This is a genomic window from Arminella tubonensis (assembly GCF_003240585.1).
GTDB classification, from domain to species: domain Bacteria; phylum Pseudomonadota; class Alphaproteobacteria; order Rhizobiales; family Rhizobiaceae; genus Rhizobium; species Rhizobium tubonense.
Map to the genome: position 1 here is coordinate 523131 of NZ_PCDP01000001.1, position 22036 is coordinate 545166.

A 22036-nucleotide genomic window follows, 5' to 3' on the forward strand; every position below is an offset into this window, starting at 1 on the left:
CGGCGATCGTCTGGCGGTAGGAGCCGCCCTCCTACCATCTGATCTTGAGGCCGACATTGCCGGAAACGGTCTCGAAGTGATTGCTATCGATATTGAAGGCATAGTTTGCGGCCACAAAGGCACTAAGAGATTTGGTGAATTCGTAGCTCACACCGCCGCCGAGCTCGACCGAAGTGCCTCCAAGTTCGGTCCTGATCGGATCAGCGCCGAACGTCACGACGTCAGCTCCACTCGACGAATGCCAGAGATTGGCGTTGAGGTATGGTTTCAGCGTTCCCCTCTCAAGCTGGTAGCGGCCCTGCAGACGGGCGCCGATGCGGCCGGTCAGGCTGTCGTCTGTGTCGAACCGGACGGAAGAATAGTGGTCGGTCTGATTGTCCAGCCACAGTTGCTGCCAGATCAGCTGCGCCTGCGGTTCGATCGTCCAGCTCTCAGACAAGGATACGGGCTGACCGGCTTCCAGCGACACGGTCAAAGCCGATCCGCCGATGTCGATGCCAACGCCCCGGGTGGATCGGGCATCGCCGCCGAACCAGGTGCCCATGACGACGCCGTCCAGGTGCCAGCCGGAGGGTCCGGTGTGGGTCCAGTAGGCGCCGACACTCGTCGCATCGAGATCGAGGCTACCGGTCTTGAGGTCGTGCCGGCCAAGCGCAAACCCTTTCACATCGGCGTCAAAATGAGAGTAGCCGGCGAACAGACCGGCGATGTCGCGATGTCCGCTTGCAGTTTCATGGCCATATAAGTCGACACCGGCCTCTATGCCGTAAAGTGATCCGTGGATCGACGGATCGACCGTGCCCGACCATTTCTCGCTTGTCGAATTGCCGAAAGTACGTACCCAGCCCGCCGAGACATAACTCTCGCCGTTGCCAGCGCTCAGCTCGCTGCGGCGCTCCTCCACCGTTCCGAGCGTCGCCAGCGTGGCTTCCCGCGCAGCCGGCCCGATCACCGAATAGGTGGGCACCTCGATGCGATAGAGCGGGATCGGAGGCTCAGGAGGCGTTGGAGGCTCAGGCGGCGTCGGAGGTGTCGGAGGTGGAGGCGGAGGGATCAGCTCCGAGCGCAGGTACCAGTTCTCCGTCGATCCGGCCGATACACCGCCTTTGAACAGCAAATACTCGTAGGCGCCGGCGGCAACGTCGCTGCCGAGAGCGAATGTGCCGGAGCCGGTGCTGGCGCCATTGATACCCTGGACGACAAGGATGCCGTCCTGGGTCGTCAGGCCGCCAAGTCCGCCATGGTTGACGATGGTGACACCGGTCGTCCCGGTCACCGTGCCTCGTGATATGACAAACGTGTCGGAAGGCGAGGCGTCGGCGTCGAGCACCGTGTCCAAAAGCAGGAAACCGCCATTTCCGGTGTAGTTGCCGTTGATGGTCAGGCTGTCCGTCGCGACTGGATTTTTGGTGAGATCAATAGTGCCCGAATTGTTGAGGTTTACCAGCAGCGCCGAATTAAACGGCAATAGCGCCACATTCAAACCGGCGACAATCGTACTGGACGCGTCCACCGAAAGTGTGCCGGTGCCCGTCCCCGCATCGCCAAGGACGAGGTTACCGCCAAACACAAACAGCGTGTTGTTGGTGATCGAGATGTTTTCCCAGCTGTTGAAGCGCGCCAGGCGGTCGGCAAGGACATTGCTCAGCGTCAGGCTGTCCGTTCCAGTACCCGCAAAAAGCTGGTTCGCGGCGCCAGTATTGTTCGTCAGGAAGACGTTCGACACTATAGCGGTGTCGTTGCCAGCCCCGAGCTGGACGGCATTGAGGATGGCGCCGCCGCTCCAGACGAAGCGATCGTCGCCGTTACCGGTCAGTATGCCACTCGATATGCTGCCGCCCGTCACAGTGACAACGTCGGGTCCATCTCCGGTGCTGATGCCGCCGAAGATAGTACCGCCCGAGACGGAGATAGTGTCGACACCCCCGAGGCTCACCACGTTACTGTCGATGGTGCCCCCGGACATGGTGAATGTGTTGTCGTTGAGTTCCAGATTGACGGCGCCGATGCGCCCACCCGTAATCACGACGGTGTCACCGCCGTTGAAGGTACCGACAATCCGGCCGCCGGACATCGAAAAAGTATCCAGATCCGCGCCCTGGTCCAACGAGGCTATGGCGCCGCCGCTCATCTGGAAATCGTCGTTGCCAAGGCCTTGGCTGACAAGACCATCGACCTCACCCGCGGTAATTGTAATCTTGTCGTTGCCGCCCTGCTGGATAAGCTGCCCACGAATAATACCGGAATTCATCTGGACAGTGTCGTTGCCATTGCCGAACGTCACGCTTCCCGTGACCAGGCCGGTACCTCCAACGGGGAAAATCAGCGTATTGTTGCCGTCGAGGTCGTTCAGCTGCGGACTGGTTCCGCTGTCGCACACGTAGTTGCTGTCGCCAACGGTGGCAGTGAGATTACATGCTGCCTGGGACGTTTCAGCGGACATGCAAAGCGCCAAACTTGCGCTCGAAATGCATAAAATGCCTTTGTAGGCCACGAGAAAATCCCCTGCAAAACATTCGCATGAGCTTCAAAGCATACATATAAATAAGCATATACAGCGATCCTGCAACCATGAATTGGTCTTCGGCGCTACCGAAACTGCAGAATGCCAAGCTATTGTTGCATCAATGCGACGGTACCACCTTCAGGTAGGCGGCGATCGCCTCGCGGTCGGAGGCCGGGAGGTGGGCGATGTTCTGCTGGACCTCGGCCATCGAGCCGCCGGCGCTGTCATAATCCGGCGTGAAGCCGGTCTCGAGATAGTTTGCGATGTCGCTTGCGCTCCAGGAACCGACCGCCTTCGAGCCCGGCGTGATGTCGGGGATGCGGCCCTTGCCCTCGGGGTTTGGCGCACCGGTGAGCCACTTGCCGTTCAGAAAACCCCCGAACGCATCGCGTGGGGTGTGGCATTCGCCACAATGGCCGGGGCCTTCGACAAGATATTGGCCGCGCTTGATCTTGTCGTCGGCATTGGCGAGGACGACGCGCGGCTGGTCGTTGAAATAAAGGAATTTCCAGCCGCCTAGCGCCAGCCGGATGTTGAATGGGAAGGGCAGCTCGTGCGGCGGCGCGACATTGTCGCTTTTCGGCAAGGTCTTCAGGAAGCCCCAGAGGTCGTTGACGTCCTTGTCGGTCATTCTCGAGTAGGAGCCATAGGGGAAGGCCGGGTAGAGATGCTCGCCGCCCTTGCCGACGCCGCGCTTCATTGCGTTGCCGAAATCGGCAAGCGTCCAGGCGCCGAGGCCGGCTTTTTCATCGGGCGAGATATTCGGCACATGGAAGGTGCCGAAGGGGCTTTTCAGCGCGAGGCCGCCCGACAGAACCAGCTTTGCATCACCCGTGGCCTTTTCAGCTGCGTGACAGCTCGTGCAGCCGCCGGCCCAGAAGACCATTTCGCCGTTCTTGATATCGGGATCGCCGAGGCCGGCCCAATGACTCTCGGGAAACGGTGCCGGTTTGGTGATGAAATAGAAGGCCGCAAAGCCGATGAGGGCCGCGCCGACGAGACAGAGAAGCCATCTTGTGAACCGTGCAACCATGACATCATCCCTTGAAGACCGCTTCGGGCAAAAAGACTAGCAGGGATGCCACCGACGCACACCCCCGAGAACTGGCAGGAACGACCACTGCATCTGGAGAGGGTTTCTCCCCGCATGTTGCGGGCTACCACTGTCGGTGCCGCGGCCTCCCCCTTCTCCCCTTGGGGAGAAGTGCCGGGCGGAGCGAGGCGATGAGGGGGCGGTACAGCTAGAGGGTGCTTGTCTTGAGCATTGGGCGGACGGAAGCCCCTCATCCGACCCCTTCGGGGCCACCTTCTCCCCGGGGGGAGAAGGTGTTTCGGTATACCTCGAACCGCGAGGATTGGCCCCGCGACTGCGCCCATCGCTAATTCTTCAGAATGCGATAGGCCTGATGACAGGCGCCACAGTCGGCACCGAGCGTCTTCAGCGTTGCGCCGACGCCGGCCGAATCGGCCGGAAGCTGGGCAAGCGCCAGCTCTGCATCACTGGAAAGTTTCGCAGCCTTGGCCTTGAAGTCGTCCATGTTGTCCCAGAGTTTTGGGTTGACTTCCTTGTCGGCCTTGTCGCTGCTCGGGCCGAACTGGTCGGGGAAAACCTTTGCGGTTTCGGCAATCGTCGTCAGCGCCGCCTTGACGGCATCGGCGTCGTACGGCTTGTCGCCCTTGGCGATGGCACCGAGTGCGCCAGCAGCGCCGCCGACCTTCTTCATCAACGCGACACGGCTGTCATGGGTGCCGTCTGCCGCGACGACGGAGCCGAAGGCCACGCCCGCAAACACCACTGCTGTCGCAATCGCTTTCCAATTCATAGTCCCACTCCTGTGATCTGGCCGCATATGCGGTGGGCTTTATTCGCGGTGTCATGTTTGCCGGTTTTGACGCCGGCGATGAAGTAACAAAGTGGTGATAGTTCAATAAAATCAGTGTCATATTTCCGAAACATCGGATCATCGAGCCTGATGTCGCTGCCCCCGGCATTTCAAACATCGTTGCTCCCGGCTTACTTTAGGGCGTTGCCAAAATGATTCAATGCGATCAGCCCAAGCTATTGTTTCCGCTTGCTTAAGCCTTCGGTCATGATGCCCGCCATTCATGCCACAGGCCAAGTGCTGCGACTACGACCAGCAGTGCGCCTGCGATGCGGCCCGCGAGCGCCGTGGCGCCGGGGTTGGATATCAGGAGATCGCGACTGCGCCCTGCGGTGACCGCAAGCGTCCCGTAGACGGCGAGCTGCACGCCGACCGTCATCAGCCCCATGATGACGCCCTGGATCCAGATCGGACCATAGGCCGGCTTCAGGAACTGCGGGTACACGGCGAGCATGAACAGATAGGCCTTGGGGTTGATCAGACAGGTGACGGCGCCCTGCCGGAAGGCGCGCCAGGAGGAATGGCTACCGGCCAAGGTGCTCCCGACCGTGATCGAACTGCGCATCAGCGTCACGCCGATCCAGCCCATGTAGAGCGCACCGACGACGAGCAGCGGATTGAACAGCCAGGGCAGGAAACTCGCCAATAGCCCGATGCCGAGCGCGCCGTTGAAGGCATGGACCGCGCCGCCGAGCATGATGCCGCCTGTCGCCGCGAGGCCGGCACTCCTGCCCCCGGTCAGCGCATTGGCAAGCACGAACAGCATGTCCATGCCGGGCACGATGATGATGCCGAAGAGGAGAATGAAATAGAGCCAGAGATTTTCGCTGTAAGCCATGTCAGTTGTCCATCATGATCCGAGGGAATTCTCCTGCGGATCTCCTTGTTTGCCAGTGTGATGGGTGGTTTTATACGGCAGGCCAACTGACGGGGTATTGTCAGGAGTGTTGGTCGGGAGACACTAAAATGCGCAAGGCGTCGCGCCTGTTCGAGATCATCCAGATCCTGCGGCTGGCGAAGCGGTCGGTGACAGCGGCCTCGATCGCCGAGAAGCTCGAGGTGACGGTGCGCTCGGTCTATCGCGATATCGCAGCCCTGCAGGCGATGCGGGTGCCGATAGAGGGCGAGCGCGGCATCGGCTATATCCTCCGGCCCGGTTTCGACCTGCCGCCGCTGATGTTCTCGATCGAGGAGATGGAGGCGATCGTTCTGGCGCTGGCGCTTCTGGAGCGGACGGGCGACGGCGAACTGAAACAGGCGGCAAAACAGGTGAGCCGCAAGATTGCCGGTGCCGTACCGCAACCGCTGCGCCAGGCGCTCGACGCCAATGCGCTGCATGTCTGGGGAGCCGGTCTCCCCTCGCCTTCAGGCATCGACCTGGCGCTGGTGCGCCGCGCCATCCGCGACGAGGAGAAGCTCGAGATCGGCTATCGCGACGAGTACGGCAACTCCACCGAGAGGACGATCCGGCCGATCGCGCTGATCTATTATTCGCAAACCGCCAACATCGTCGCCTGGTGCGAACTGCGCCAGGCCATCCGCAACTTCCGCAGCGACCGCATCGAGCACTGCGAGGCGGCGGGGCGGTGGTTCAAGGGGGAAGGAGAAGGGTTGCGGGAGCTATGGGTGAGCGGGTGGGTCTCGAAGCCGGAGGTGGCTTAGGGGGGCGATCGGCCTGAGTTCTCAGCGCCTATATACCTCTCTTCGATTGCCCACACGCACTATAAAAATCCTCACAGTACTGTCATCAATATGCGCGATGATCCTGTAGTCGCCGACGCGATACTTCCAAAAATCCCCAAGCTCCGAGCCTTTTAGCGCTTCTCCGATCGACCGGGGATCGTCTAGGTTGGCAATCCGATCGTTGAGAAATGTAAGGATTCTGCGGGCCGCCTCGTGCCCAAGTTTTTGAAGTTCGCGCTCAGCAGACCGCTGGAATTCAATCCTCCAGGCCATACTGCTTCATCAGGTCAGAAAGAGGAACTGTGTCGCTTTTCCCGCTTCGAAGGTCTTCCAGGCGTCTTTCGGCGAGATATACATCTTCGATATCATCGAGATGAGCAAGAATAGCTTCGCGAGCATAAAAGCTCTTGCTGCGTCCGGTTTTCTTGGCAAGCTCATCCAGACGCGTCTCTATTTCAGGCGGCAGTCGCAAGGCCAACATGATCCGGTCTCCATTTGCTATACACGTATAGCGCAAGATCGGAGGATGCGCCACTGAAACAAAATATGGAGGTGGCTTAGGCAATCGTTGGCGCTGCCGCCCCATTCCTCATGATGAGGTGCCTCGCTGCCGGAGCGAAGGCGGAGGTGGCGGGCCTCGAACCACGAGGGATGGCCACCTCCGCCCGCTACTTTCAAGACGCCGCGACATCCGCCCAAGCGCCCGTCCTTCGAGGCAGTTCTGCGAACTGCACCTCAGGATGAGGGCTGAACGTTCGACCGCAATTTCCGAGAGCATGCGGCGTTCGGTGCTTTCGGGTTCAGTCCTGACCAATCAACAAAAACACCCGGCGCTGACCTCAGCGCCGGGTGCAAATCAATCGAACCGAATACCGAAATTTACTTCGCAGCGGCTTCGTAGCGTTCCAGGACGTAGTCCCAGTTGATGAGGCTATCGACGAAGGCTTCGAGGTATTTCGGGCGGGCGTTGCGGTAGTCGATGTAATAGGAGTGTTCCCATACGTCGACGCCGAGGATCGGGGTGGCGCCGTGGACGAGCGGGTTTTCGCCGTTCGGGGTCTTGGTGATTTCGAGCTTGCCGTTCTTGACGGAAACCCAGGCCCAGCCGGAGCCGAACTGGGTGGTGCCGGCAGCAATGAAATCGGCCTTGAACTTGTCATAGCCGCCGAGGTCGGAGGCGAAGGCGCTCTCGAGCTTGCCGGGCAGCTTGTTGCCGCCGCCGCCCTTTTTCAGCCACTTCCAGAAATGGATGTGGTTGTAATGCTGGGCCGCATTGTTGAACAGGCCGGCATTGGTGCCGAAGGACTTCTTGACGACGTCCTCGACCGAAAGGTCGCTCAGGCCTGCCTCGGCCGCCAGCTTATTGCCGTTGTCGACATAGGCCTTGTGGTGCTTGTCGTGGTGGAATTCCAAGGTTTCCTTGGACATGTAAGGGACGAGAGCTTCGTAGTCATAGGGAAGTGCAGGCAATTCGAAAGCCATGGTCTTATCTCCTTTTGGCAACAGATTGCATCCTTGGGCAGGTGAGCGGAACATAGGAGCGGAACCCGGAGGAGGCAACCTGCCAAATGCCAAAAAACGGTCGCCTGACAGAAAATTTGCCTTTATTTCAGCCAGATGCATCTTATGCTCGAAGAGCCGGTTTTGCCGCAATGGCGGCCGCCAGAGGGGGGACAGACATAATGCACGGACGCAATATCGCAGTTGCCGTGGGGCTTGCCCTGCTCTCGGCGGCAACCACTGCCGGCGCCTCCTCCGACGAGGCCTGGAAACAGTTCGCCCGCGATGTCGAGCTTAAATGCACCGAGGCGGTCGGCGAGCAGATTGCCCACCCCCTGGTCGTCGTCGATCCGACCGGGAGCGAACACTATGGCCTGGCGCTGGTCTCCGGCATTCCCAAGGGGTCGAAAGCGAAAGTGACCGTCATCTGCGTCTACGACAAGCAGCAGAAAAAGGCGGAGATCGGCAGCCAGCTCGGGTCGGACAAGGTGCGCCTTCCCCCGCTGGCGCATCTGCCGATCAAGGCGAAATGAAGGCGGAAGCGGGATTACCACAAGTCGGCCTTAATTAGACCTCATTCACCTTCTAGTAGAGAACAATCGTCTTGGGCAGCTTGGCACTTTGCGGAGCGAGACGCTCTCGATCCGCCGATCTCCTCAAATCGTATGGTCTCGAACGCGGCAAAACGTCGTCGTTGCGATATATATTGCTCAAGGGGACCAAGATGTTCAGTGGCGTAGTCAAGAATTTCGACGGCGAAAAGGGCTACGGCTTCATTCAGCCGTCCGACGGTAGCCTGGCGATTTTCGTTCATGCGAAAGCGGTCACCAGTTCCGGTATCGAGACACTCGTCAAGGGTCAGAAACTGACCTTCGAGATCGAACAGGACGGCAAGGGCCGAAGCTTCGTCGGCAATCTGAAATTGGCGTGATCGACGAGATATTGCAATGCTGACCACGGATGTACTGGCAGCCTGCATATTCCCGATGTCGATCATGGCCGAATGTCCGGCAGGCGGTTAAAACCGTCTTGCCTGACATGACGGGGCCGGACCTCGCGTTAGCCAAGATAAAACCGGCCTGAAACAAGAGGACCATGCGAAGCGCGCCATGACGGCAGCGATCGACGTGGCCGGAAAGACGAAAACAACATGTCCGTTCATCGCTTCCCTATCGGCCAGACCGTTCGCCTCAAGAGCCGACGCGGTCTCTCGCCCAAGGCAGCCGACGTCTATCAGATCGTCGCATTCCTGCCTGTCAGGGACAATTCTCCTCAATATCGCATGCGCAACGACGAAGTCGCTCAGGAGCGGGTTTCGCAGGAGCGCGATATCGAGGCCTATGAAGCCGTTTCGACCGCCGCTGCCGAATAAGGCAACAGGCCTGCCGTCGCGGTTTGAAGCCAGAGTTGACTAGCCGTCCGATCCCTTAGGACGCTAACCACGACCGACATACATGCCGGCCGATCTCCCGCTTGCGGGAGGATGCTTATCTGCGCCTGGGCGGCAAGATTGGGACCCGCAACGACAAGGATTTGCAACGTTCGCGACTTGCGACGCCAAAGACTTGCAACGTTTAAAGACCTGCGACGTTAAAGACCTACAACGCTAAAGACCTGGGGCACTCCCGGATGACCAGCAACATTCGACCCCGCGATTGATATCGGCAGTTCTGCCGAAGCCATGGATCGTGCGCGGCCGACCCATTCAAGGAGGTTCACATGACGTTCTTTTTCAAGCGTAAGCCGGTTGTCGTTGCTGCCGTCGTCAAGAAGCCGGAAATCTCCATTGCCCGCGTCGCCCATATGAAGGCGCGCGCCGAGATCAAACGCGAAGATGCCGACACGACAGGCGAACTTCGCCGCACGCGACAGACATTCGAGAACAACAGGCTGATCTGAAGCCCGGCCGGTCATATCCATCCGGCCCTTGATCCAGCCGCCGAAAACCGCTGCTCGACTTCCGACATATTCCCCTGTCGCACAAACCGGGAGGACATGACACATGGACCATAAGCCAAACCCGCCCTACGCCGTCGCCCTCGAAGCCTGGGAAAACGAAGGCGGTGCCCCCTCCCATGCGGCGCTGCGTTTCCGCTGTGGCCAACGCGGCGCGTGGAAACGGTCCTGGTCGATCTACGAGGTCGAAGCCCTGATGCCGACCGCAATCGCCTCCATCGCCCTCAGGGGCCTCGACCCGAATAAGCTGCAGCACCGCTTCGAGATGCGCTAAGGCGTGCGTCAAGCCGTTGTTTTCATGGCCTTATGCGGCGCGACGATAGGCGAAGGTCCGGCCGTTGTCCGATGTGGAAATCAGGCCGAGGCGGGAGAGCGAGACCAGCACGCTTGAGACGGCCCGGTGTATCTTCTGGCCCTGCTTGAACCGCGCAGCAACATCGGCCGCGTTGAGCGCGCCGCCTGCCTCGATCAGCGTATTGAAGACCAGCGCCGTCTGCTCGCTGTCATTGGCGGGGAAGGACGGTTTGGCGCCGGGCTTGCCGACCGGTTCGGCGGAGCCGCCGAGATCTGCCTCGAGCTGCTCGGCCTTTTCCTTGTCCGAGCCGAAACGCGGGATCTGGTAGTCCGGCCGCAGCCAGCGCACAAGCCCGCGCTTCTCCTCCTTCGCCCGTTCCTTGTTCAAAGCGACGAGGTTTGCCAGCACCTCCTCTTCGCTGAGATCGACCGGCCAGCCATAGGCATCGGCCACTGCTGCGTCGAGCCTGTCGTGCAGCTCCTTCATGATCAGCACCAGCCCGTCATCGAAGATGCGGCGCTCCCGGGCGTCGAGATCGGCCGACCCCACCCCCGCCTTCAGCCGCTCCAGCACATTGTACAGTCCGGTCAGCGTCAGGTGCTCATGGGCTTCCAACACGCGCTTGCGATGGGCATCGAGTTCCTCGGCGATGTCACCGATGATTTGTTTCTGGGTGTCGGTGGCAATGGGGAACGGGAAGGGGTCGAAGCAGCGGGATTTGACGTATACCGGATCATTGCCAACACCCAACCAGCTACCAGCACGCAGAGCCCAGGTGACGTGGATGTGCGAGGAGAGTATGCCCAGTGTGAAGCCTGTCGGCAGTGCTATAGCTAACAACTTGTTATCCGGCAGAATTGACGCGTCGAGAAACTGAAACACGCGGTGCTTGGCTGTTTCGACAGTTGCGATATAGCGCGAAAGATCTGCCAACGCCGGTCGAATTTCATCACGCGTTCTACCAAACAACCACCACCTGCGTCTGATGTCAGCATCTCTGTTCGTGTCCCTCTCCGGTTTAACGGCCAGCAACAGATGCTGGTAAATTTCGGGATAATTGCTTCGCACTCCTTCTGCAGTCATCCCATACATATCGATAGCAAGGAGCCCGCGCGATCGGGCCATTAAATCTCGGCCATTTCGATATCCGCGAACGTAGTTTTGCAATCCGGGGCGTCTACCTAGCCCAAGGAGCACTGCTTCTTTTGGCGTTACAGTAAAACCTGATCCGTGTAGCTTCATCCCTGCAGAGGAGATGCCGACGTTGGCGTTCAACGCAATCGCCTTCGTCACATCCACCCCAACCGTCAAATCCGAATTGATCGTCCCGCGCTTCTCGTCGAACAGGATCATCGGGCTGTCGGTGTCGACGCCCTCTTCCGCCGTCACTTCGAGCAGCAGGCCCTCATGCTTGCCGGCTTCGGCGACCGTCATGGCGATGCGGACGGCGGCGCTGTCGCTGCTGATCTTGATCCAGGGATGATCGGGGACGGCCATGACCAGCGACACCGGCTTCTTGGCGTTCAGATGGCGCTCCATCACCCGGCGCTGGAATACCTGGCTGATGGAATTTGTGGTGACGTAGCCGAAGCGCTTGAGGCCTGAGCCCTTTTTCAGCAGGAGTTCGGCCGAGCGATCCCACCAGTACATGACGAAATCGGCGCTCTCGTTCATGTGGCTGTGAGCCTTCCACAGGGCTTCGGCATAGGCACCGCCCATGCGGGCACGGATGTCCTTGCCGCCGATGAAGGGCGGGTTGCCGACGATATAATCCGCCTTCGGCCAGTCGGGGCGGCGGGGATTGGGATAGGCCTCCTTGCCGTCGACCACTTTCGGCATCGGATAGCCATCCCATTTCAACACCGCGTCGACGCACTGGATATTGTGAAAGGCGCGCAGGATCGGCTCGGAGGGTGCCGCACCCTTGGTGCGGAAATGCCATTGCAGATGGCCGATCCAGAGGACCAGCTCCGCAATCCCCGCGGCGCGCGAATTAAGCTCCAGCCCGAGAAACTGATGCGGATCGACGGTGTGGGTTTCAAGCCCGGTCAAGGCCTCCTGCCCGCCGAGGTCGTTCAGGGCTTCGAGGACGTCGCCTTCCAGCTTCTTCATCAGCTCCAGCGAGACATAGAGGAAATTGCCGGTGCCGCAGGCCGGATCCAGCACCTTGGTATCGCAGAGCTTTTCATGGAAGGACTGCACGGTCTTCACGGCCGCGTCGTTGCGCGCCTCGGCCATCTGCCGCTCGGCCGTCGACAGCACCTGCCCCCATTCAGCGCGCAGCGGATCGATGACGGTGGCGATCACCAGCCTTTCGACATAGGCGCGCGGGGTATAATGCGCGCCAAGCTTTCTGCGATCATCGGGGTCGAGCGCCTGCTCGATGAAGGTGCCGAAAATCGCCGGCTCGACATCCTTCCAATCATGGCTGGCCGCCGCGACAAGCTCGCCGATCTCTTCCTTTGCCAGTTTCAGCGCCTTGCGCTTCTTGAAGAATTCGCCGTTGAATTTCTTGACCTTCTGGCGGATTGTCGCCGTGAAGATGCCTTCATCCATGGCCTTCCAGAGGTCTTCCATCATGCCGGGGAATATTTCCGGCTTCTCTACGCAGTCGATGAGCAGGCCCTTGAAGCTGTCCTTCGGCAGGAGTTCGATATCCTCGGCGAACATCGTGAAGAGGACGCGCATCAGGAAGCTCGCCACCTCCTCGGTGGCGTGACCGGATTTCTCCAGCGCCTGCGATACCTTGGCGATGCGCGTGGCAATCTCGCGGGTCACCCTTGCGGCGTGGCGGGAGGGATCGAGCGACACCGGCTCGGTCCAGATGGTGCGCAGGCGTTGGCGGATATCTGCGTCGCGCAGATCTTCCAGATAGATGCGGAATGAGCGCCGATCGGGAAACTGGTCGTAGGCTTTGCCATCTCGGCGGAAATTGGCATAGACCTCGATGCAGTGGCCGACATCGCAGACCAGCACGAAGGGCGGCGGCTCGTGGGCGGCGGGCAGCAGCCTGACATAGTTTTCCGCCTGGGCGCGGGCATTCATCATCAGCACGTCCCAGGCCCTGCCGGCACCCCTTCGGCCACGCGGCGCGGCGGCGATGCCCCGCAGCGGCAAGGTTTCCGGCTGGTCCGTCAGCTTCTTGTCGCCGGCCAGACGGCTCTGCTTGGCCTCGAGGATGAAGCAATTTCGCTTGTAGAGATCGATGCGCTTGCTCGACGCGGCGCCTTCGCGGGCCGCCTCCTTGACCACGCGTTCGAAGACATAGTCGTTGCCTTCGGTGCTGACCGAGGCGGGTCGGCATGCGGCAATTCGAGAAGATCTGAAAGTTCGGTCAAAAAGAGCGCGTAGTTCGCCCGCTCCTGGCCGCCCTCCTGCCCCTGCCAGCGCCTGATGAAGGCCTCGACCGCTGCTGTCACTCTGATTCTCGCCCTTGCAATTGCCGCGCGATCTTAGTCGGCCCCATGCACGAAACAAGCCGCAGCATGGGCGGAAAGCCGGCTCATTCGATTTTACGGCAGAGAAAAGACGTAGCAGCGGTCCTTGGACGGTCAGGGTCGATCTGGCCAGCGGCGATGGACGCCGCCGGCCATGCCTCCTCAGCTTTCGAAATAGCGCGGGCGGTCGAGATCGGCGATCAGGCCGGGCTGTGTCGGCTGCCATCCCAGCTGTTCCCGCGTGCGCTCGCTCGAGGCCGGGTTGTCGATTGCGGCGAAATGCGCGAACCAGCCGAAGTGGTCTGCTGCTTCCTCCGGCGCCTTGCTGACGACCGGCAGGTTCAGGCGACGGCCGATGACGGCTGCGATATCCCGGAACGGCACGCCCCCTTCGGCGATGCCGTGATAGCGGGCGCCGGCCGCACCTTTCTCGAGGACGAGCCTGTAGAGACGAGCCGCATCGAGCCGGTGCACCGCCGGCCAAAGGTTCAGCCCTTCGCCGATATAGGCCGAGACGCCCTTCTCGCGGGCGATGCCGATCAGGATCGGCACGAAGCCGTGATCGCCGTCGCCGTGGACCGACGGAGGCAGACGGACCACCGATATGCGCGGGCCTTGAGCCGCTACGGCAAGGGCTGCCTGTTCCGAGACGCGGGGGATGGCGGATCCGTAGGCGGGCGCGGTTTCCTCGGTCGCAAGGCGGCCCGGCGACAGAAGTCCTGTTCCAGAGGTGACGATCAGCGGGCGCTCGGTGCCGGCAAGCGCTTGCCCGATCGCCTCGATGGCGCGCCGGTCGATCTCGCAATTCTCCTTGAATTTGGAGAAGTCGTGGATGAAGCCGGTGTGGATGACGCCATCGGCGGCGGATGCCCCGCTTCGCAAGCTTTCGAGGTCCTCGAGATTGCCTCGATGCACCTGCGCGCCGACGGCGGAGAGAGACGTGGCAGCCGCATCCGAGCGGGCGAGACCGAGCACCTGATGGCCGGCCTCGATCAACTCCCTGACGATGGCAGACCCGATAAAACCTGTAGCGCCGGTGACGAAGACACGCATGGCGATTTCTCCTTTACTTCGTTTCACGACTGCATTCGCAGCCCTGTGATGCTGAAGTTAGGTGATTGAGGAAATACGATCTATGCTCTAAAGTCCGTTTTATCTTCGCAATCGTCCGGGATGCCCCATGGATCCGCTCTCTGATGTGCTGTCGCTGCTGAAGCCGCGCAGTTATATGTCCGCCGGCTTTGATGCGGCTGGACCATGGTCGATCCAGTTTCCCGACCAGCAGAAAAGCATCAAATGCGGCGCTGTCGTTTCCGGCTGGTGCTGGTTGTCAGTGGAAGGCGTTGCCGACCCGGTGCGGCTGGAAACAGGAGATTGCTTCCTGCTGCCGAGCGGGCGGCCGTTCCGCCTTGCGACCGACATGGCTTTGCCGTCTGTCGAAGCCGGTACGGTTTTCTCGAATGCGCGGGCCGGCGGCATCGTCTCCTACAATGGTGGCGGCGATTTTCTGCTTGTCAGCAGCCGCTTTGCGCTTGCGGGCGACCATGCCGGCATCCTGTTGCGGATGCTGCCGCCCATCGTGCACCTGCGGAAAAAGTCGGATCAGGCAGCGTTGCGGTGGTCGGTGGAGCGGATGATGCAGGAACTGCGCGAGCAGCAGCCGGGCGGCTTCCTGGTGATCCAGCATGTCGCCCATATGATGCTGGTTCAGGCCCTGCGGCTGCACATGGCGGAAGGGCTGAAAGGTGGCGTCGGATGGCTGTTCGCGCTCGCCGATAAACAGATGGGTGCGGCGATCAATGCCATGCATGACGATCCGGCGCATCGCTGGACGATACAGGCGCTGGCGGCCCGCGCCGGCATGTCGCGGTCGACCTTCGCGCTGAAATTCAAGCAGACTGTTGGGACGTCGCCGATGGAGTACCTAACGCGCTGGCGGATGCTGCTGGCCGGGGACCGGCTGGTGAATTCCAGCGATCCGGTTTCCGCTATTGCCCTGTCGCTCGGCTATGAATCCGAAAGCGCCTTCAGCACGGCCTTCAAGAAGGTCGTGGGTCGTTCGCCACGGCAATACAGCCGTGGCCGAAATCCGGCTTCTCCTTCACACAGCGAAGGTGAAGCCGTCAGCGCCGACCGGCTAGTAGGTGTCGCCGGTTGATCTCAGCGGGTTGGCGGCACGCCCGGCGTCACTCCGCCGCCACGCTTTGGCTTTCCGGTTCAGCGGCCTTGTCATCGTCGGTGTCCCCGGCTGTTTTTGCAGCCTCCTCTTTCAGACGGTGCTTGATGGCCAGAGCGTAAATGACGTGGAGCACGTTGACATCCTTGACGTGGGGATCTTCAAGCGCCAGCAGCGAGGCGCGCACGATGCGTTTGCTGTTCGTCTTCGGGCAATGCTCAAGCACAAATTTGTAAAGGCGCTCGTCCGTCAGGCCGTGACAGGCGCCATCAAGCAGCGCCTCGTAGACCTTCTTCCGCTTCTTTTCGCTCATTCTCACAATCCGTTTCCGTTGCACGTGTCATGATATGGTCATGTAACTGTCACAAACAACCGAAAGATGCGCAAAGCTACGCACGGAATAGCGCGTTGAGGTGAAGTGCCTTGCCGAGAAATGATTTTGTGGCTATATCTGGAGTAGTGACTGGGGCGCGAACCCCAGTCACCGCTTACTTATCCCAAGAATTGGACCCGCACGGTAGCTTGCCAGCTTGTGCGGGTTTTTCTTAGGATCAGCGTGAAGCTAAATGGTATCCACCACATAGATCACCTCCATTTCAGCAGCGAGGCCTTCGCCTGGTCGGGGCGGCCTGTCCTCCCCGATGCACCTGCTGGCGCGGTACGTCTGCTTTCCCTGCCGAGGTGGTCTACCTCACTTTTACGAAGAAGATGAGAGGCATTTCTCTTTTAAATTGTAAATGGACTCGTATTAGCTAACACAGAGAGAAGAGACCGATGACCATCGCCTGCCTTCACACCCACGAGAGCAACATCCCTGCCTTCGAAGAGGCGGCCGAGCGATTGGGCCTGCCGGCAGGCACGCTTCGTCACACCGTGCGGGCCGACCTGCTGGACGCTGCGCAAATAGCCGGCGGGCTGACGGCGGAGATCGAGGCGGAGACCCGTTCGGTGCTGACGATGCTCGGGCAGGATGTCGACGGCGTTCTCCTGACGTGCTCGACGCTCGGGCCTGCGGCCGAGATCGCCGTCCATGAGGCTGATACTCCCATATTACGAGCTGATGCCGCTCTGGCGCAAAAGGCCGTGGCCGGAGGCGGCAGCGTCGTGGTTCTCTGCACGCTGGAAACGACCATTGACCCGACGACCGCCTTGTTTGCCGAGGCGGCCCGGACCACCGGCGCGACGATCGACGTTCGCCTGATTGCCGGCGCGTGGGACCTGTTCAAAGCCAACGACAAAGCCGGCTATTTTGAAGCGATCGCGGAGGCGACGGACGCTGCCTATGCCGAAGGCGCCTCCGTCGTCGCGCTCGGCCAGATGTCGATGTCCGGCGCTATCCCGTTCGTGAAGGGGCCGAGGATGCCGCTGGCGGGCCAGGCCGTTGCGCTTCAGGCGCTCGTCGCGCGAATTCCAGCGCTCTGACAGTCAGACATTCCGGCCGAAATAAACGGTGATTTCGGCGATCCTGCCGCCTGCAAAGCGCATGACCTCGACGTTACGAAAGGCGCCGCCATCGAGCTTTTCGGCACGGTAGCCGATCAATGCGACATCGCCATCGAAGACGAGATGTTCGATATGGATCGCGCGAAACGGCGGCTTTTCCGGCCAGCAGCGTTCGAAATAGGTCTTGCGGTCGATGTGGTCGTCCTGCGGGCTGGAGAAGGTGAAATCTTCCGTCAGCACCGCGGCGACGAGGTCGCGCCGGCCTTCGAGGTATGCCTCGTAGACGCGGCGGGCGGTTTCACCCCGGAATTTCTCGAGATCGCTCATGTGTACCTCCGCCATAACCGATTGCAAAACGCAACCGGTTTATAGCATCCTTTGGATGTGGCGGCAACCAGACGCAGGCGGCGGTGCCTTGGCATCCCCGTTGCCATGGTTCAGAGTGTGTTTCCTGACGACAATGAAAGGCACGCCTCCGATGCCCGGGGCTCATCTGATACTCGACCGACTGCGCCATCTGGCAGCGAGGGACAATCGACCCGACATTCCGATTGCCGAGCTTACCGGGGCGTCTTTCCTCTTCACGTTCGTCACCCATGAACGCGAGCGCATTGCCGGGGCTGCGTTTTCCCGGATGTCGATCGCTGTCATCGTCGAAGGCGCAAAAGAGCTCGTCACCATGGGCCGGCACCTGAGATTTCCGACGGGCACGGTGCTGGTGTTGCCGGCTGGCTGGCGCGGCGACGTCGTCAATGATCCGGATCCGCATAGCGGCGCCTACCGCGCCGTCTTCATCGATGTTCCCGATCCGCTGGTCCGCCGGGCGGCGGCCGCCTTTCCGCCGACGCGTGGCGCAGGGCGGCTAGACGTCCCGCTCGATGTGGTTCTCGCCGCCGCGATCCACCATGCGGGCGAAGGCATCGCTGCCGGCAACCTGCCGCCGGTGCTTGTCGAACATCGTGTCATGGAGGTGCTGATGGTGCTCGGCATGCGCGGTGCGCTGCCGGTGAGGCCGGAGACCATGGCCGAGACGGTGCGGTCGCTGGTGCGCTGGCAGCCGGATCGCGCCTGGACCGCTGACATCATCGCTGCGGAACTCGCGACCAGCAATGCGACGTTGCGGCGGCGGCTTTCGGAAGAAGGCGCGTCGTTGCGCGAGCTCTTGGCTTCAGAGCGCGTGGCGCTGGCGAAGACGATGCTGTCGGACGACGGATTGTCGTTGCGCGAAGCAGCGCTTGCATCAGGCTATCGCTCGCCGCGCCGTTTTGCCGAGCGGATGCGCGCCGGCACGCCGGACCGGGAGAAGATATCGGGCTGAGCGCCTGCGAGCAAATTTTGAGCGTTTCCGTACGCAGCCGTGTCGGGCAACCTGCTAGGTCTCGCCCATCCGAACATTCCACTGACATGAGAGGGCAAACAAACCATGCAGAGCACGACCCGGTTCATTCGCGCCATCCTGATTGCCGCAACCACTGCTGCGACAGCGCTTCCGGCGGCTGCCGCCGAACTCACGGTTCGCTTCGGCGAGCGGGAACCCGGCAACATGCTTGCGCCGGAAAGTGCCTCCTGCGTCGCCACCCGCGACGGCAAGTCCCGGCCCGGCAGAAACGAGAGCCCGTCGCTTTCATGGTCGAAAGGACCGGCCGGTACGCGCTCCTATGCGCTGACCATGGTCGATCCGACGGTGCCGGTCGATCGTTCGGATTTCAACAAGCCCGGGACCATGATCCTGCACGACGTCGCCCGGATGGAATTCGTGCACTGGGTGCTTGCGGATATCCCGGCAGGGGTCACGCATCTTGCCGAAAGTGCCGATGGCGACGGCGTATCCAAGGAAGGGCTGGCGCTGAAGAAGACCATTCACGGGCGACGCGGGCAGAACGGTGCCGGCGACGGCACGTTGAAGAACGGCCCGCATGGCGGCTATCTCGGCCCCTGCCCGCCCTGGAACGACGAACGCATTCATCACTACGTCGTGACAATCTACGCGCTCGACGTCGCTGAGCTGCCGCTTCCCCCGATCTTTTCGCGCGCCGATCTCCTGGCGGCTGCCAAGGGGCACATCCTCGCCACCGGCACGACCGCGATCGACTACACAGTGAATGAAGGCTCGAGAAAATGACTGAGACGCGATGGGAAACCACGACGGCGGAACCTGAGACCGCATACTGGATACGGAACATGGTGATCTGCCTCGTCGGTTCCTTCACCACCATCATCGCCATGACGCTGCTCCTGCCGTTCCTGCCGATCTATGTCGAGGAGCTCGGCGTCACCGACAAGGCGGCCGTCGTGCAATGGTCGGGGATAGCCTACGGCGCCACGTTCTTCGCCGCCGCCCTGGTCGCGCCGCTCTGGGGCCGGCTCGGTGATATCTATGGCCGCAAGCTGATGCTCATTCGCGCCAGTCTCGGCATGACCGTAGCGATCTCGCTGATGGGCATGGCCGGCAATGTCTGGCAGCTTGTCGGCCTCAGACTGTTCACCGGGCTTGCCGGCGGCTATGCCTCGGGCTCGATGGTGCTGGTCGCGACGCAGACGCCGAGGGAACGCTCCGGCTGGGCGCTGGGCATGCTCGCGTCAGGCGTCATGGCTGGCAATCTCGTCGGCCCGCTGGTCGGCGGGGCGCTGCCGCAGTACATCGGCATTCGCGGCACGTTCCTCGCGGCCGGCGCCGTGATCTTCATCACCTTCCTCGCCACAACCTTCCTGCTCAAGGAGGAGAAGTCTCATGCGCGCAAGAAGGCAGCCAAGGCAAGCGGCGGCTGGAAATCCATCCCCGACAAGGGACCCGTCATCGCCATGCTGGCAACCGGGCTGATGCTGATGCTCGCCAACATGTCGATAGAGCCGATCATCACCGTCTATGTCGCGCAGATCGTCGACAACCAATCGAGCGTCACCATGGTCTCCGGCATCGTCATGTCGGTGGCGGCGCTCGGCAGCATCCTGTCGGCCTCCCGCCTCGGCAAGCTCGCCGACCGGATCGGCTACTGGACCGTCATCACCGCGGCGCTCGGCGTTGCCGCCCTGCTTTTGATCCCGCAGGCGTTCGTCACCAGCGCCTGGCAGCTGATCGTCCTGCGTTTCCTGATGGGCGTGGCGCTCGGCGGGCTCCTGCCCTGCATCACCGCCGTCATCCGCCACAATGTGCCGGATGCCGCGGTCGGCAACGCGCTGGGCCTCTCGATCTCCTCGCAATATGCAGGCCAGGTCGCAGGCCCGGTCCTCGGCGGCTTCGTCGGCGGCCATATCGGCATGCGCGCGGTATTCCTCGGCACAGCCGTGCTTCTGGCGGCATGTGCCTGTTACAGCTGGATGGTGAGGCCCAAGGAGGTTGAGGTGTAAGGCAGGCTCTTCACCTCCCCCTTGATGGGGGAGGTCGCAGCTGAGCTCCGGGTGGAGGTGATCCTTGGGTGTCACAAAAGGTCACCCCACCCCAGCACTGCGTGCCGAGCCTCCCCGTCAAGTGGATGGTCGACTTCCCGCGCATCACCTCGCGCGGACCAATAGCCACAACCCAGCCAAGGCGATCAGGGCGCCGGAAATTCGTGGGATGAGGCGGCCGGTCGGGACTATCTTTTCGAGGAGGACGAGGATCGTCAGGCCGGCGATCCAGAGAACGTTCATGATGCCGCCGACGAAAAGGAGCGCCATCAGGGCGAAACAGCAGCCGAGACAATAGGCGCCGTGGGCAATGCCAAGACGGACCGCGCCGCGCGGTTCGCGACGGAAACCGCCATGCGCCATGAGGAAACCGAGCGGTGCCTGACAGGCTCGCAGGCAGGTTTCCTTAAGAGGTGTCCATTGATAGAGCCCGACCGCGACGAGCAGGATGCCGCCGAGGGTCACGCTTGCGGTCGCCATCATCGGCGTGAGGAGAGCCAGCGCGGTCAAAGCCCATTGGGCGCATGTCGCCAGCGCGCTGAAGGCCAGCCACACCACGAGATAGCCGGCAAGGAACCAGCCTGTCGACGCGAAAGGCGTGCCAGTTCCCGCTGCCTTGCGTCCGACGGCGGCATAAAGCAGGATCATGGGTGCCACCGACGGTGTCATCATGCCGACCATCATCACCGACCACATGGCGAACATGAAGGCGAAATCGGCTGGAGCCCAGGCCCGGAAGCCAGGCGCCATCGCAGCCGCCATGCCAGCATCGGGAGACGCTGCGGCACTCATGTCCATGCCTGCCATGTTGTCGGAGCCCATGTCCATGCCGGCCATGTCGCCGGGCGAGGCTGCCGCGCCCGGCATCATCATATGAGTGGAGAGCCAGAGCACATAGGCCCAGGCGAGGAACGTCAATATTATCAAAGCCGCGGCGACCACGACGCGGTCTCGCTTCAATAGCGCGTCAAGCCCGGCATCGGCTTCAGACATCAATGGATTATACCATCCTGACAGAGATGGAGTTCGGCGAACTGGCCGTAGCTGTCGGCGAGATCGAGCTTGATCGGCCCCTCCGTCTTCGACCAGCCACGCCCCATTTCCGCGCGGGTGTATTCGAAGCCCGCGTCGAGCACGATGGCGCCCTGGTATTCGGCACCGGTCACCGGGTTGACGATGGGTTCGCCGCGCTGCTCGATGTAGCCGGCAACCTTCAGCTTCGCCCGCCGCTTCTTCACATCGACCGCAAAGTCGATGTCGACGAAAACGGGATCGTGGACCTTGGTCAACGTAGACGCGAAGACATTGAACATCGTTGCGCCTGGCACGGTGTCCTGCCCGCTCATGATGCGCAATATCGCGTCCCGCTGCGCGGCGTCGGCGCGTTTGTCGACGATCGGCAGCGCCTCGCCGTTGCCGAAATGAATGGCTCCAGGCCAGGCGAAAATGCCGGCGATCCGCAGGCCGTCAAGCTTGGTATTGCCGTGATGCCCCGTGTCGATCTGCACGCCAACCACTGCCTTGCAGTGGCCGTGCGTCGGCAAAGCGTTGAATTGACATGGACAGCCGTAGGCGCAATTGCAATTGGTAAATTCGCGGCCGTGAATGGTCCACTTGGTGTCTGCCATGGCAATTCCCCCCGGAAACCACCGCTCAGGATGGCTCGGAGCGGGTGCGACAGTATTTTAGTTATTTATCATATTTGCCGGACTGTGTCGACGACGGGGGCTGTCGGGCATTACCTCCCCCTTGATGGGGGAGGTCGCGCGG

At 61.3% G+C, this 22036-nt stretch carries 24 protein-coding genes; 11 read left to right on the forward strand and 13 right to left on the reverse strand.

Annotated elements, in window-relative coordinates; translation table 11 throughout:
* Window positions 1-31: 31 nt before the first annotated feature.
* From CPY51_RS02675 to CPY51_RS02690, 4 genes are all read right to left on the reverse strand, one after another.
* A complete protein-coding gene (locus CPY51_RS02675; protein ID WP_111158475.1) occupies window positions 32-2443 on the reverse strand; it encodes an autotransporter family protein in 2412 nt (803 codons plus the stop codon).
* Window positions 2444-2624: 181 nt separating this feature from the next.
* Complete coding sequence (locus CPY51_RS02680) at window positions 2625-3539, reverse strand: cytochrome c (RefSeq protein ID WP_111158476.1); 915 nt, start codon at window positions 3537-3539, stop codon at window positions 2625-2627.
* A gap of 346 nt (window positions 3540-3885) precedes the next feature.
* A complete protein-coding gene (locus tag CPY51_RS02685; RefSeq protein ID WP_111158477.1) occupies window positions 3886-4329 on the reverse strand; it encodes a c-type cytochrome in 444 nt (147 codons plus the stop codon).
* Window positions 4330-4594: 265 nt separating this feature from the next.
* Entirely contained in the window at window positions 4595-5227 is a 633-nt protein-coding gene (locus CPY51_RS02690) for a LysE family translocator (protein WP_111158478.1), read from the reverse strand.
* Between the two features lie 128 nt (window positions 5228-5355).
* Here CPY51_RS02690 and CPY51_RS02695 point away from each other — a divergent pair, with 128 nt between their 5' ends.
* Window positions 5356-6051, forward strand: a complete 696-nt coding sequence (locus CPY51_RS02695) for a helix-turn-helix transcriptional regulator (protein ID WP_111158479.1) — start codon at window positions 5356-5358, stop codon at window positions 6049-6051.
* 21 nt (window positions 6052-6072) lie between these two features.
* On the opposite strand, the gene CPY51_RS02700 is transcribed toward CPY51_RS02695, so the two are convergent.
* The 3 genes from CPY51_RS02700 to CPY51_RS02710 all read right to left on the reverse strand — a co-directional run bounded on the left by CPY51_RS02700 (window position 6073) and on the right by CPY51_RS02710 (window position 7554).
* The gene (locus tag CPY51_RS02700) at window positions 6073-6345 is read right to left on the reverse strand and encodes a type II toxin-antitoxin system RelE family toxin (protein ID WP_111158480.1); all 273 of its coding nucleotides are present in this window, start codon (window positions 6343-6345) and stop codon (window positions 6073-6075) included.
* Window positions 6329-6553, reverse strand: coding sequence for a type II toxin-antitoxin system RelB family antitoxin (gene relB, locus CPY51_RS02705; protein WP_111158481.1), 225 nt, complete (start codon window positions 6551-6553; stop codon window positions 6329-6331). The genes CPY51_RS02700 and relB overlap by 17 nt, the downstream gene beginning before the upstream one ends.
* Before the next feature lie 398 nt (window positions 6554-6951).
* Window positions 6952-7554 (reverse strand): superoxide dismutase, encoded by a 603-nt coding sequence (locus CPY51_RS02710; RefSeq protein ID WP_111158482.1) that lies wholly within the window; start codon window positions 7552-7554, stop codon window positions 6952-6954.
* A gap of 200 nt (window positions 7555-7754) precedes the next feature.
* On the opposite strand from CPY51_RS02710, the gene CPY51_RS02715 reads away from it, so the two are divergent.
* From CPY51_RS02715 to CPY51_RS02735, 5 genes are all read left to right on the forward strand, one after another.
* Window positions 7755-8105, forward strand: coding sequence for a hypothetical protein (locus CPY51_RS02715; RefSeq protein WP_111158483.1), 351 nt, complete (start codon window positions 7755-7757; stop codon window positions 8103-8105).
* 191 nt (window positions 8106-8296) lie between these two features.
* Window positions 8297-8503, forward strand: a complete 207-nt coding sequence (locus CPY51_RS02720; protein ID WP_111158651.1) for a cold-shock protein — start codon at window positions 8297-8299, stop codon at window positions 8501-8503.
* A gap of 219 nt (window positions 8504-8722) precedes the next feature.
* Window positions 8723-8944 carry a hypothetical protein gene (locus tag CPY51_RS02725; protein WP_111158484.1) on the forward strand — a complete coding sequence of 74 codons (222 nt, stop codon included), beginning with the start codon at window positions 8723-8725 and terminating at the stop codon, window positions 8942-8944.
* A 347-nt stretch (window positions 8945-9291) separates the two neighbouring features.
* Complete coding sequence (locus CPY51_RS02730; RefSeq protein ID WP_111158485.1) at window positions 9292-9471, forward strand: hypothetical protein; 180 nt, start codon at window positions 9292-9294, stop codon at window positions 9469-9471.
* Window positions 9472-9574: 103 nt separating this feature from the next.
* Complete coding sequence (locus CPY51_RS02735; protein WP_111158486.1) at window positions 9575-9802, forward strand: hypothetical protein; 228 nt, start codon at window positions 9575-9577, stop codon at window positions 9800-9802.
* A gap of 30 nt (window positions 9803-9832) precedes the next feature.
* Here CPY51_RS02735 and CPY51_RS02740 read toward each other — a convergent pair whose 3' ends face one another.
* Together CPY51_RS02740 and CPY51_RS02745 are read right to left on the reverse strand one after the other, a co-directional pair.
* Complete coding sequence (locus tag CPY51_RS02740) at window positions 9833-13075, reverse strand: class I SAM-dependent DNA methyltransferase (protein WP_244598394.1); 3243 nt, start codon at window positions 13073-13075, stop codon at window positions 9833-9835.
* 347 nt (window positions 13076-13422) lie between these two features.
* Window positions 13423-14313 carry an SDR family oxidoreductase gene (locus CPY51_RS02745; RefSeq protein WP_111158487.1) on the reverse strand — a complete coding sequence of 297 codons (891 nt, stop codon included), beginning with the start codon at window positions 14311-14313 and terminating at the stop codon, window positions 13423-13425.
* 127 nt (window positions 14314-14440) lie between these two features.
* Between CPY51_RS02745 and CPY51_RS02750 the strand changes: the two genes are divergently transcribed.
* Window positions 14441-15418: an AraC family transcriptional regulator gene (locus CPY51_RS02750; RefSeq protein WP_111158488.1), complete on the forward strand. Its 978-nt coding sequence runs from the start codon at window positions 14441-14443 to the stop codon at window positions 15416-15418.
* A gap of 28 nt (window positions 15419-15446) precedes the next feature.
* Here CPY51_RS02750 and CPY51_RS02755 read toward each other — a convergent pair whose 3' ends face one another.
* A complete protein-coding gene (locus tag CPY51_RS02755; protein ID WP_111158489.1) occupies window positions 15447-15749 on the reverse strand; it encodes a hypothetical protein in 303 nt (100 codons plus the stop codon).
* 461 nt (window positions 15750-16210) lie between these two features.
* On the opposite strand from CPY51_RS02755, the gene CPY51_RS02760 reads away from it, so the two are divergent.
* The gene (locus CPY51_RS02760) at window positions 16211-16858 is read left to right on the forward strand and encodes an aspartate/glutamate racemase family protein (RefSeq protein WP_111158490.1); all 648 of its coding nucleotides are present in this window, start codon (window positions 16211-16213) and stop codon (window positions 16856-16858) included.
* Between the two features lie 3 nt (window positions 16859-16861).
* On the opposite strand, the gene CPY51_RS02765 is transcribed toward CPY51_RS02760, so the two are convergent.
* Complete coding sequence (locus CPY51_RS02765) at window positions 16862-17206, reverse strand: nuclear transport factor 2 family protein (RefSeq protein WP_111158491.1); 345 nt, start codon at window positions 17204-17206, stop codon at window positions 16862-16864.
* Window positions 17207-17357: 151 nt separating this feature from the next.
* Here CPY51_RS02765 and CPY51_RS02770 point away from each other — a divergent pair, with 151 nt between their 5' ends.
* The 3 genes from CPY51_RS02770 (at window position 17358) to CPY51_RS02780 (ending at window position 20227) form a co-directional block, all read left to right on the forward strand.
* Window positions 17358-18197, forward strand: coding sequence for a helix-turn-helix transcriptional regulator (locus tag CPY51_RS02770; protein ID WP_111158492.1), 840 nt, complete (start codon window positions 17358-17360; stop codon window positions 18195-18197).
* Between the two features lie 105 nt (window positions 18198-18302).
* Entirely contained in the window at window positions 18303-19001 is a 699-nt protein-coding gene (locus tag CPY51_RS02775; protein WP_111158493.1) for a YbhB/YbcL family Raf kinase inhibitor-like protein, read from the forward strand.
* Window positions 18998-20227 (forward strand): multidrug efflux MFS transporter, encoded by a 1230-nt coding sequence (locus CPY51_RS02780; protein ID WP_111158494.1) that lies wholly within the window; start codon window positions 18998-19000, stop codon window positions 20225-20227. The genes CPY51_RS02775 and CPY51_RS02780 overlap by 4 nt, the downstream gene beginning before the upstream one ends.
* A 144-nt stretch (window positions 20228-20371) precedes the next feature.
* Here the strand turns inward: CPY51_RS02780 and CPY51_RS02785 are convergent, their stop codons facing one another.
* A complete protein-coding gene (locus CPY51_RS02785) occupies window positions 20372-21259 on the reverse strand; it encodes a DUF2182 domain-containing protein (protein ID WP_111158495.1) in 888 nt (295 codons plus the stop codon).
* A complete protein-coding gene (locus CPY51_RS02790; RefSeq protein WP_111158496.1) occupies window positions 21259-21894 on the reverse strand; it encodes a DUF1326 domain-containing protein in 636 nt (211 codons plus the stop codon). Before CPY51_RS02790 ends, CPY51_RS02785 begins: the two co-directional genes overlap by 1 nt.
* Window positions 21895-22036 lie beyond the last annotated feature (142 nt).

What these genes read in the sequence shown, in the direction of transcription:
- CPY51_RS02775 (WP_111158493.1), top strand. Translation starts at nt 18,303, where the DNA reads ATGCAGAGCACGACCCGGTTCATTCGCGCCATCCTGATTGCCGCAACC.
- CPY51_RS02780 (WP_111158494.1), top strand. Translation starts at nt 18,998, where the DNA reads ATGACTGAGACGCGATGGGAAACCACGACGGCGGAACCTGAGACCGCA.
- CPY51_RS02690 (WP_111158478.1), bottom strand. Translation starts at nt 5,227, where the DNA reads ATGGCTTACAGCGAAAATCTCTGGCTCTATTTCATTCTCCTCTTCGGC.
- CPY51_RS02730 (WP_111158485.1), top strand. Translation starts at nt 9,292, where the DNA reads ATGACGTTCTTTTTCAAGCGTAAGCCGGTTGTCGTTGCTGCCGTCGTC.
- CPY51_RS02675 (WP_111158475.1), bottom strand. Translation starts at nt 2,443, where the DNA reads ATGTCCGCTGAAACGTCCCAGGCAGCATGTAATCTCACTGCCACCGTT.
- CPY51_RS02680 (WP_111158476.1), bottom strand. Translation starts at nt 3,539, where the DNA reads ATGGTTGCACGGTTCACAAGATGGCTTCTCTGTCTCGTCGGCGCGGCC.
- CPY51_RS02695 (WP_111158479.1), top strand. Translation starts at nt 5,356, where the DNA reads ATGCGCAAGGCGTCGCGCCTGTTCGAGATCATCCAGATCCTGCGGCTG.
- CPY51_RS02760 (WP_111158490.1), top strand. Translation starts at nt 16,211, where the DNA reads ATGACCATCGCCTGCCTTCACACCCACGAGAGCAACATCCCTGCCTTC.
- CPY51_RS02755 (WP_111158489.1), bottom strand. Translation starts at nt 15,749, where the DNA reads ATGAGCGAAAAGAAGCGGAAGAAGGTCTACGAGGCGCTGCTTGATGGC.
- CPY51_RS02790 (WP_111158496.1), bottom strand. Translation starts at nt 21,894, where the DNA reads ATGGCAGACACCAAGTGGACCATTCACGGCCGCGAATTTACCAATTGC.
- relB (WP_111158481.1), bottom strand. Translation starts at nt 6,553, where the DNA reads ATGTTGGCCTTGCGACTGCCGCCTGAAATAGAGACGCGTCTGGATGAG.
- CPY51_RS02785 (WP_111158495.1), bottom strand. Translation starts at nt 21,259, where the DNA reads ATGTCTGAAGCCGATGCCGGGCTTGACGCGCTATTGAAGCGAGACCGC.
- CPY51_RS02725 (WP_111158484.1), top strand. Translation starts at nt 8,723, where the DNA reads ATGTCCGTTCATCGCTTCCCTATCGGCCAGACCGTTCGCCTCAAGAGC.
- CPY51_RS02710 (WP_111158482.1), bottom strand. Translation starts at nt 7,554, where the DNA reads ATGGCTTTCGAATTGCCTGCACTTCCCTATGACTACGAAGCTCTCGTC.
- CPY51_RS02765 (WP_111158491.1), bottom strand. Translation starts at nt 17,206, where the DNA reads ATGAGCGATCTCGAGAAATTCCGGGGTGAAACCGCCCGCCGCGTCTAC.
- CPY51_RS02720 (WP_111158651.1), top strand. Translation starts at nt 8,297, where the DNA reads ATGTTCAGTGGCGTAGTCAAGAATTTCGACGGCGAAAAGGGCTACGGC.
- CPY51_RS02715 (WP_111158483.1), top strand. Translation starts at nt 7,755, where the DNA reads ATGCACGGACGCAATATCGCAGTTGCCGTGGGGCTTGCCCTGCTCTCG.
- CPY51_RS02745 (WP_111158487.1), bottom strand. Translation starts at nt 14,313, where the DNA reads ATGCGTGTCTTCGTCACCGGCGCTACAGGTTTTATCGGGTCTGCCATC.
- CPY51_RS02750 (WP_111158488.1), top strand. Translation starts at nt 14,441, where the DNA reads ATGGATCCGCTCTCTGATGTGCTGTCGCTGCTGAAGCCGCGCAGTTAT.
- CPY51_RS02770 (WP_111158492.1), top strand. Translation starts at nt 17,358, where the DNA reads ATGCCCGGGGCTCATCTGATACTCGACCGACTGCGCCATCTGGCAGCG.
- CPY51_RS02685 (WP_111158477.1), bottom strand. Translation starts at nt 4,329, where the DNA reads ATGAATTGGAAAGCGATTGCGACAGCAGTGGTGTTTGCGGGCGTGGCC.
- CPY51_RS02700 (WP_111158480.1), bottom strand. Translation starts at nt 6,345, where the DNA reads ATGGCCTGGAGGATTGAATTCCAGCGGTCTGCTGAGCGCGAACTTCAA.
- CPY51_RS02735 (WP_111158486.1), top strand. Translation starts at nt 9,575, where the DNA reads ATGGACCATAAGCCAAACCCGCCCTACGCCGTCGCCCTCGAAGCCTGG.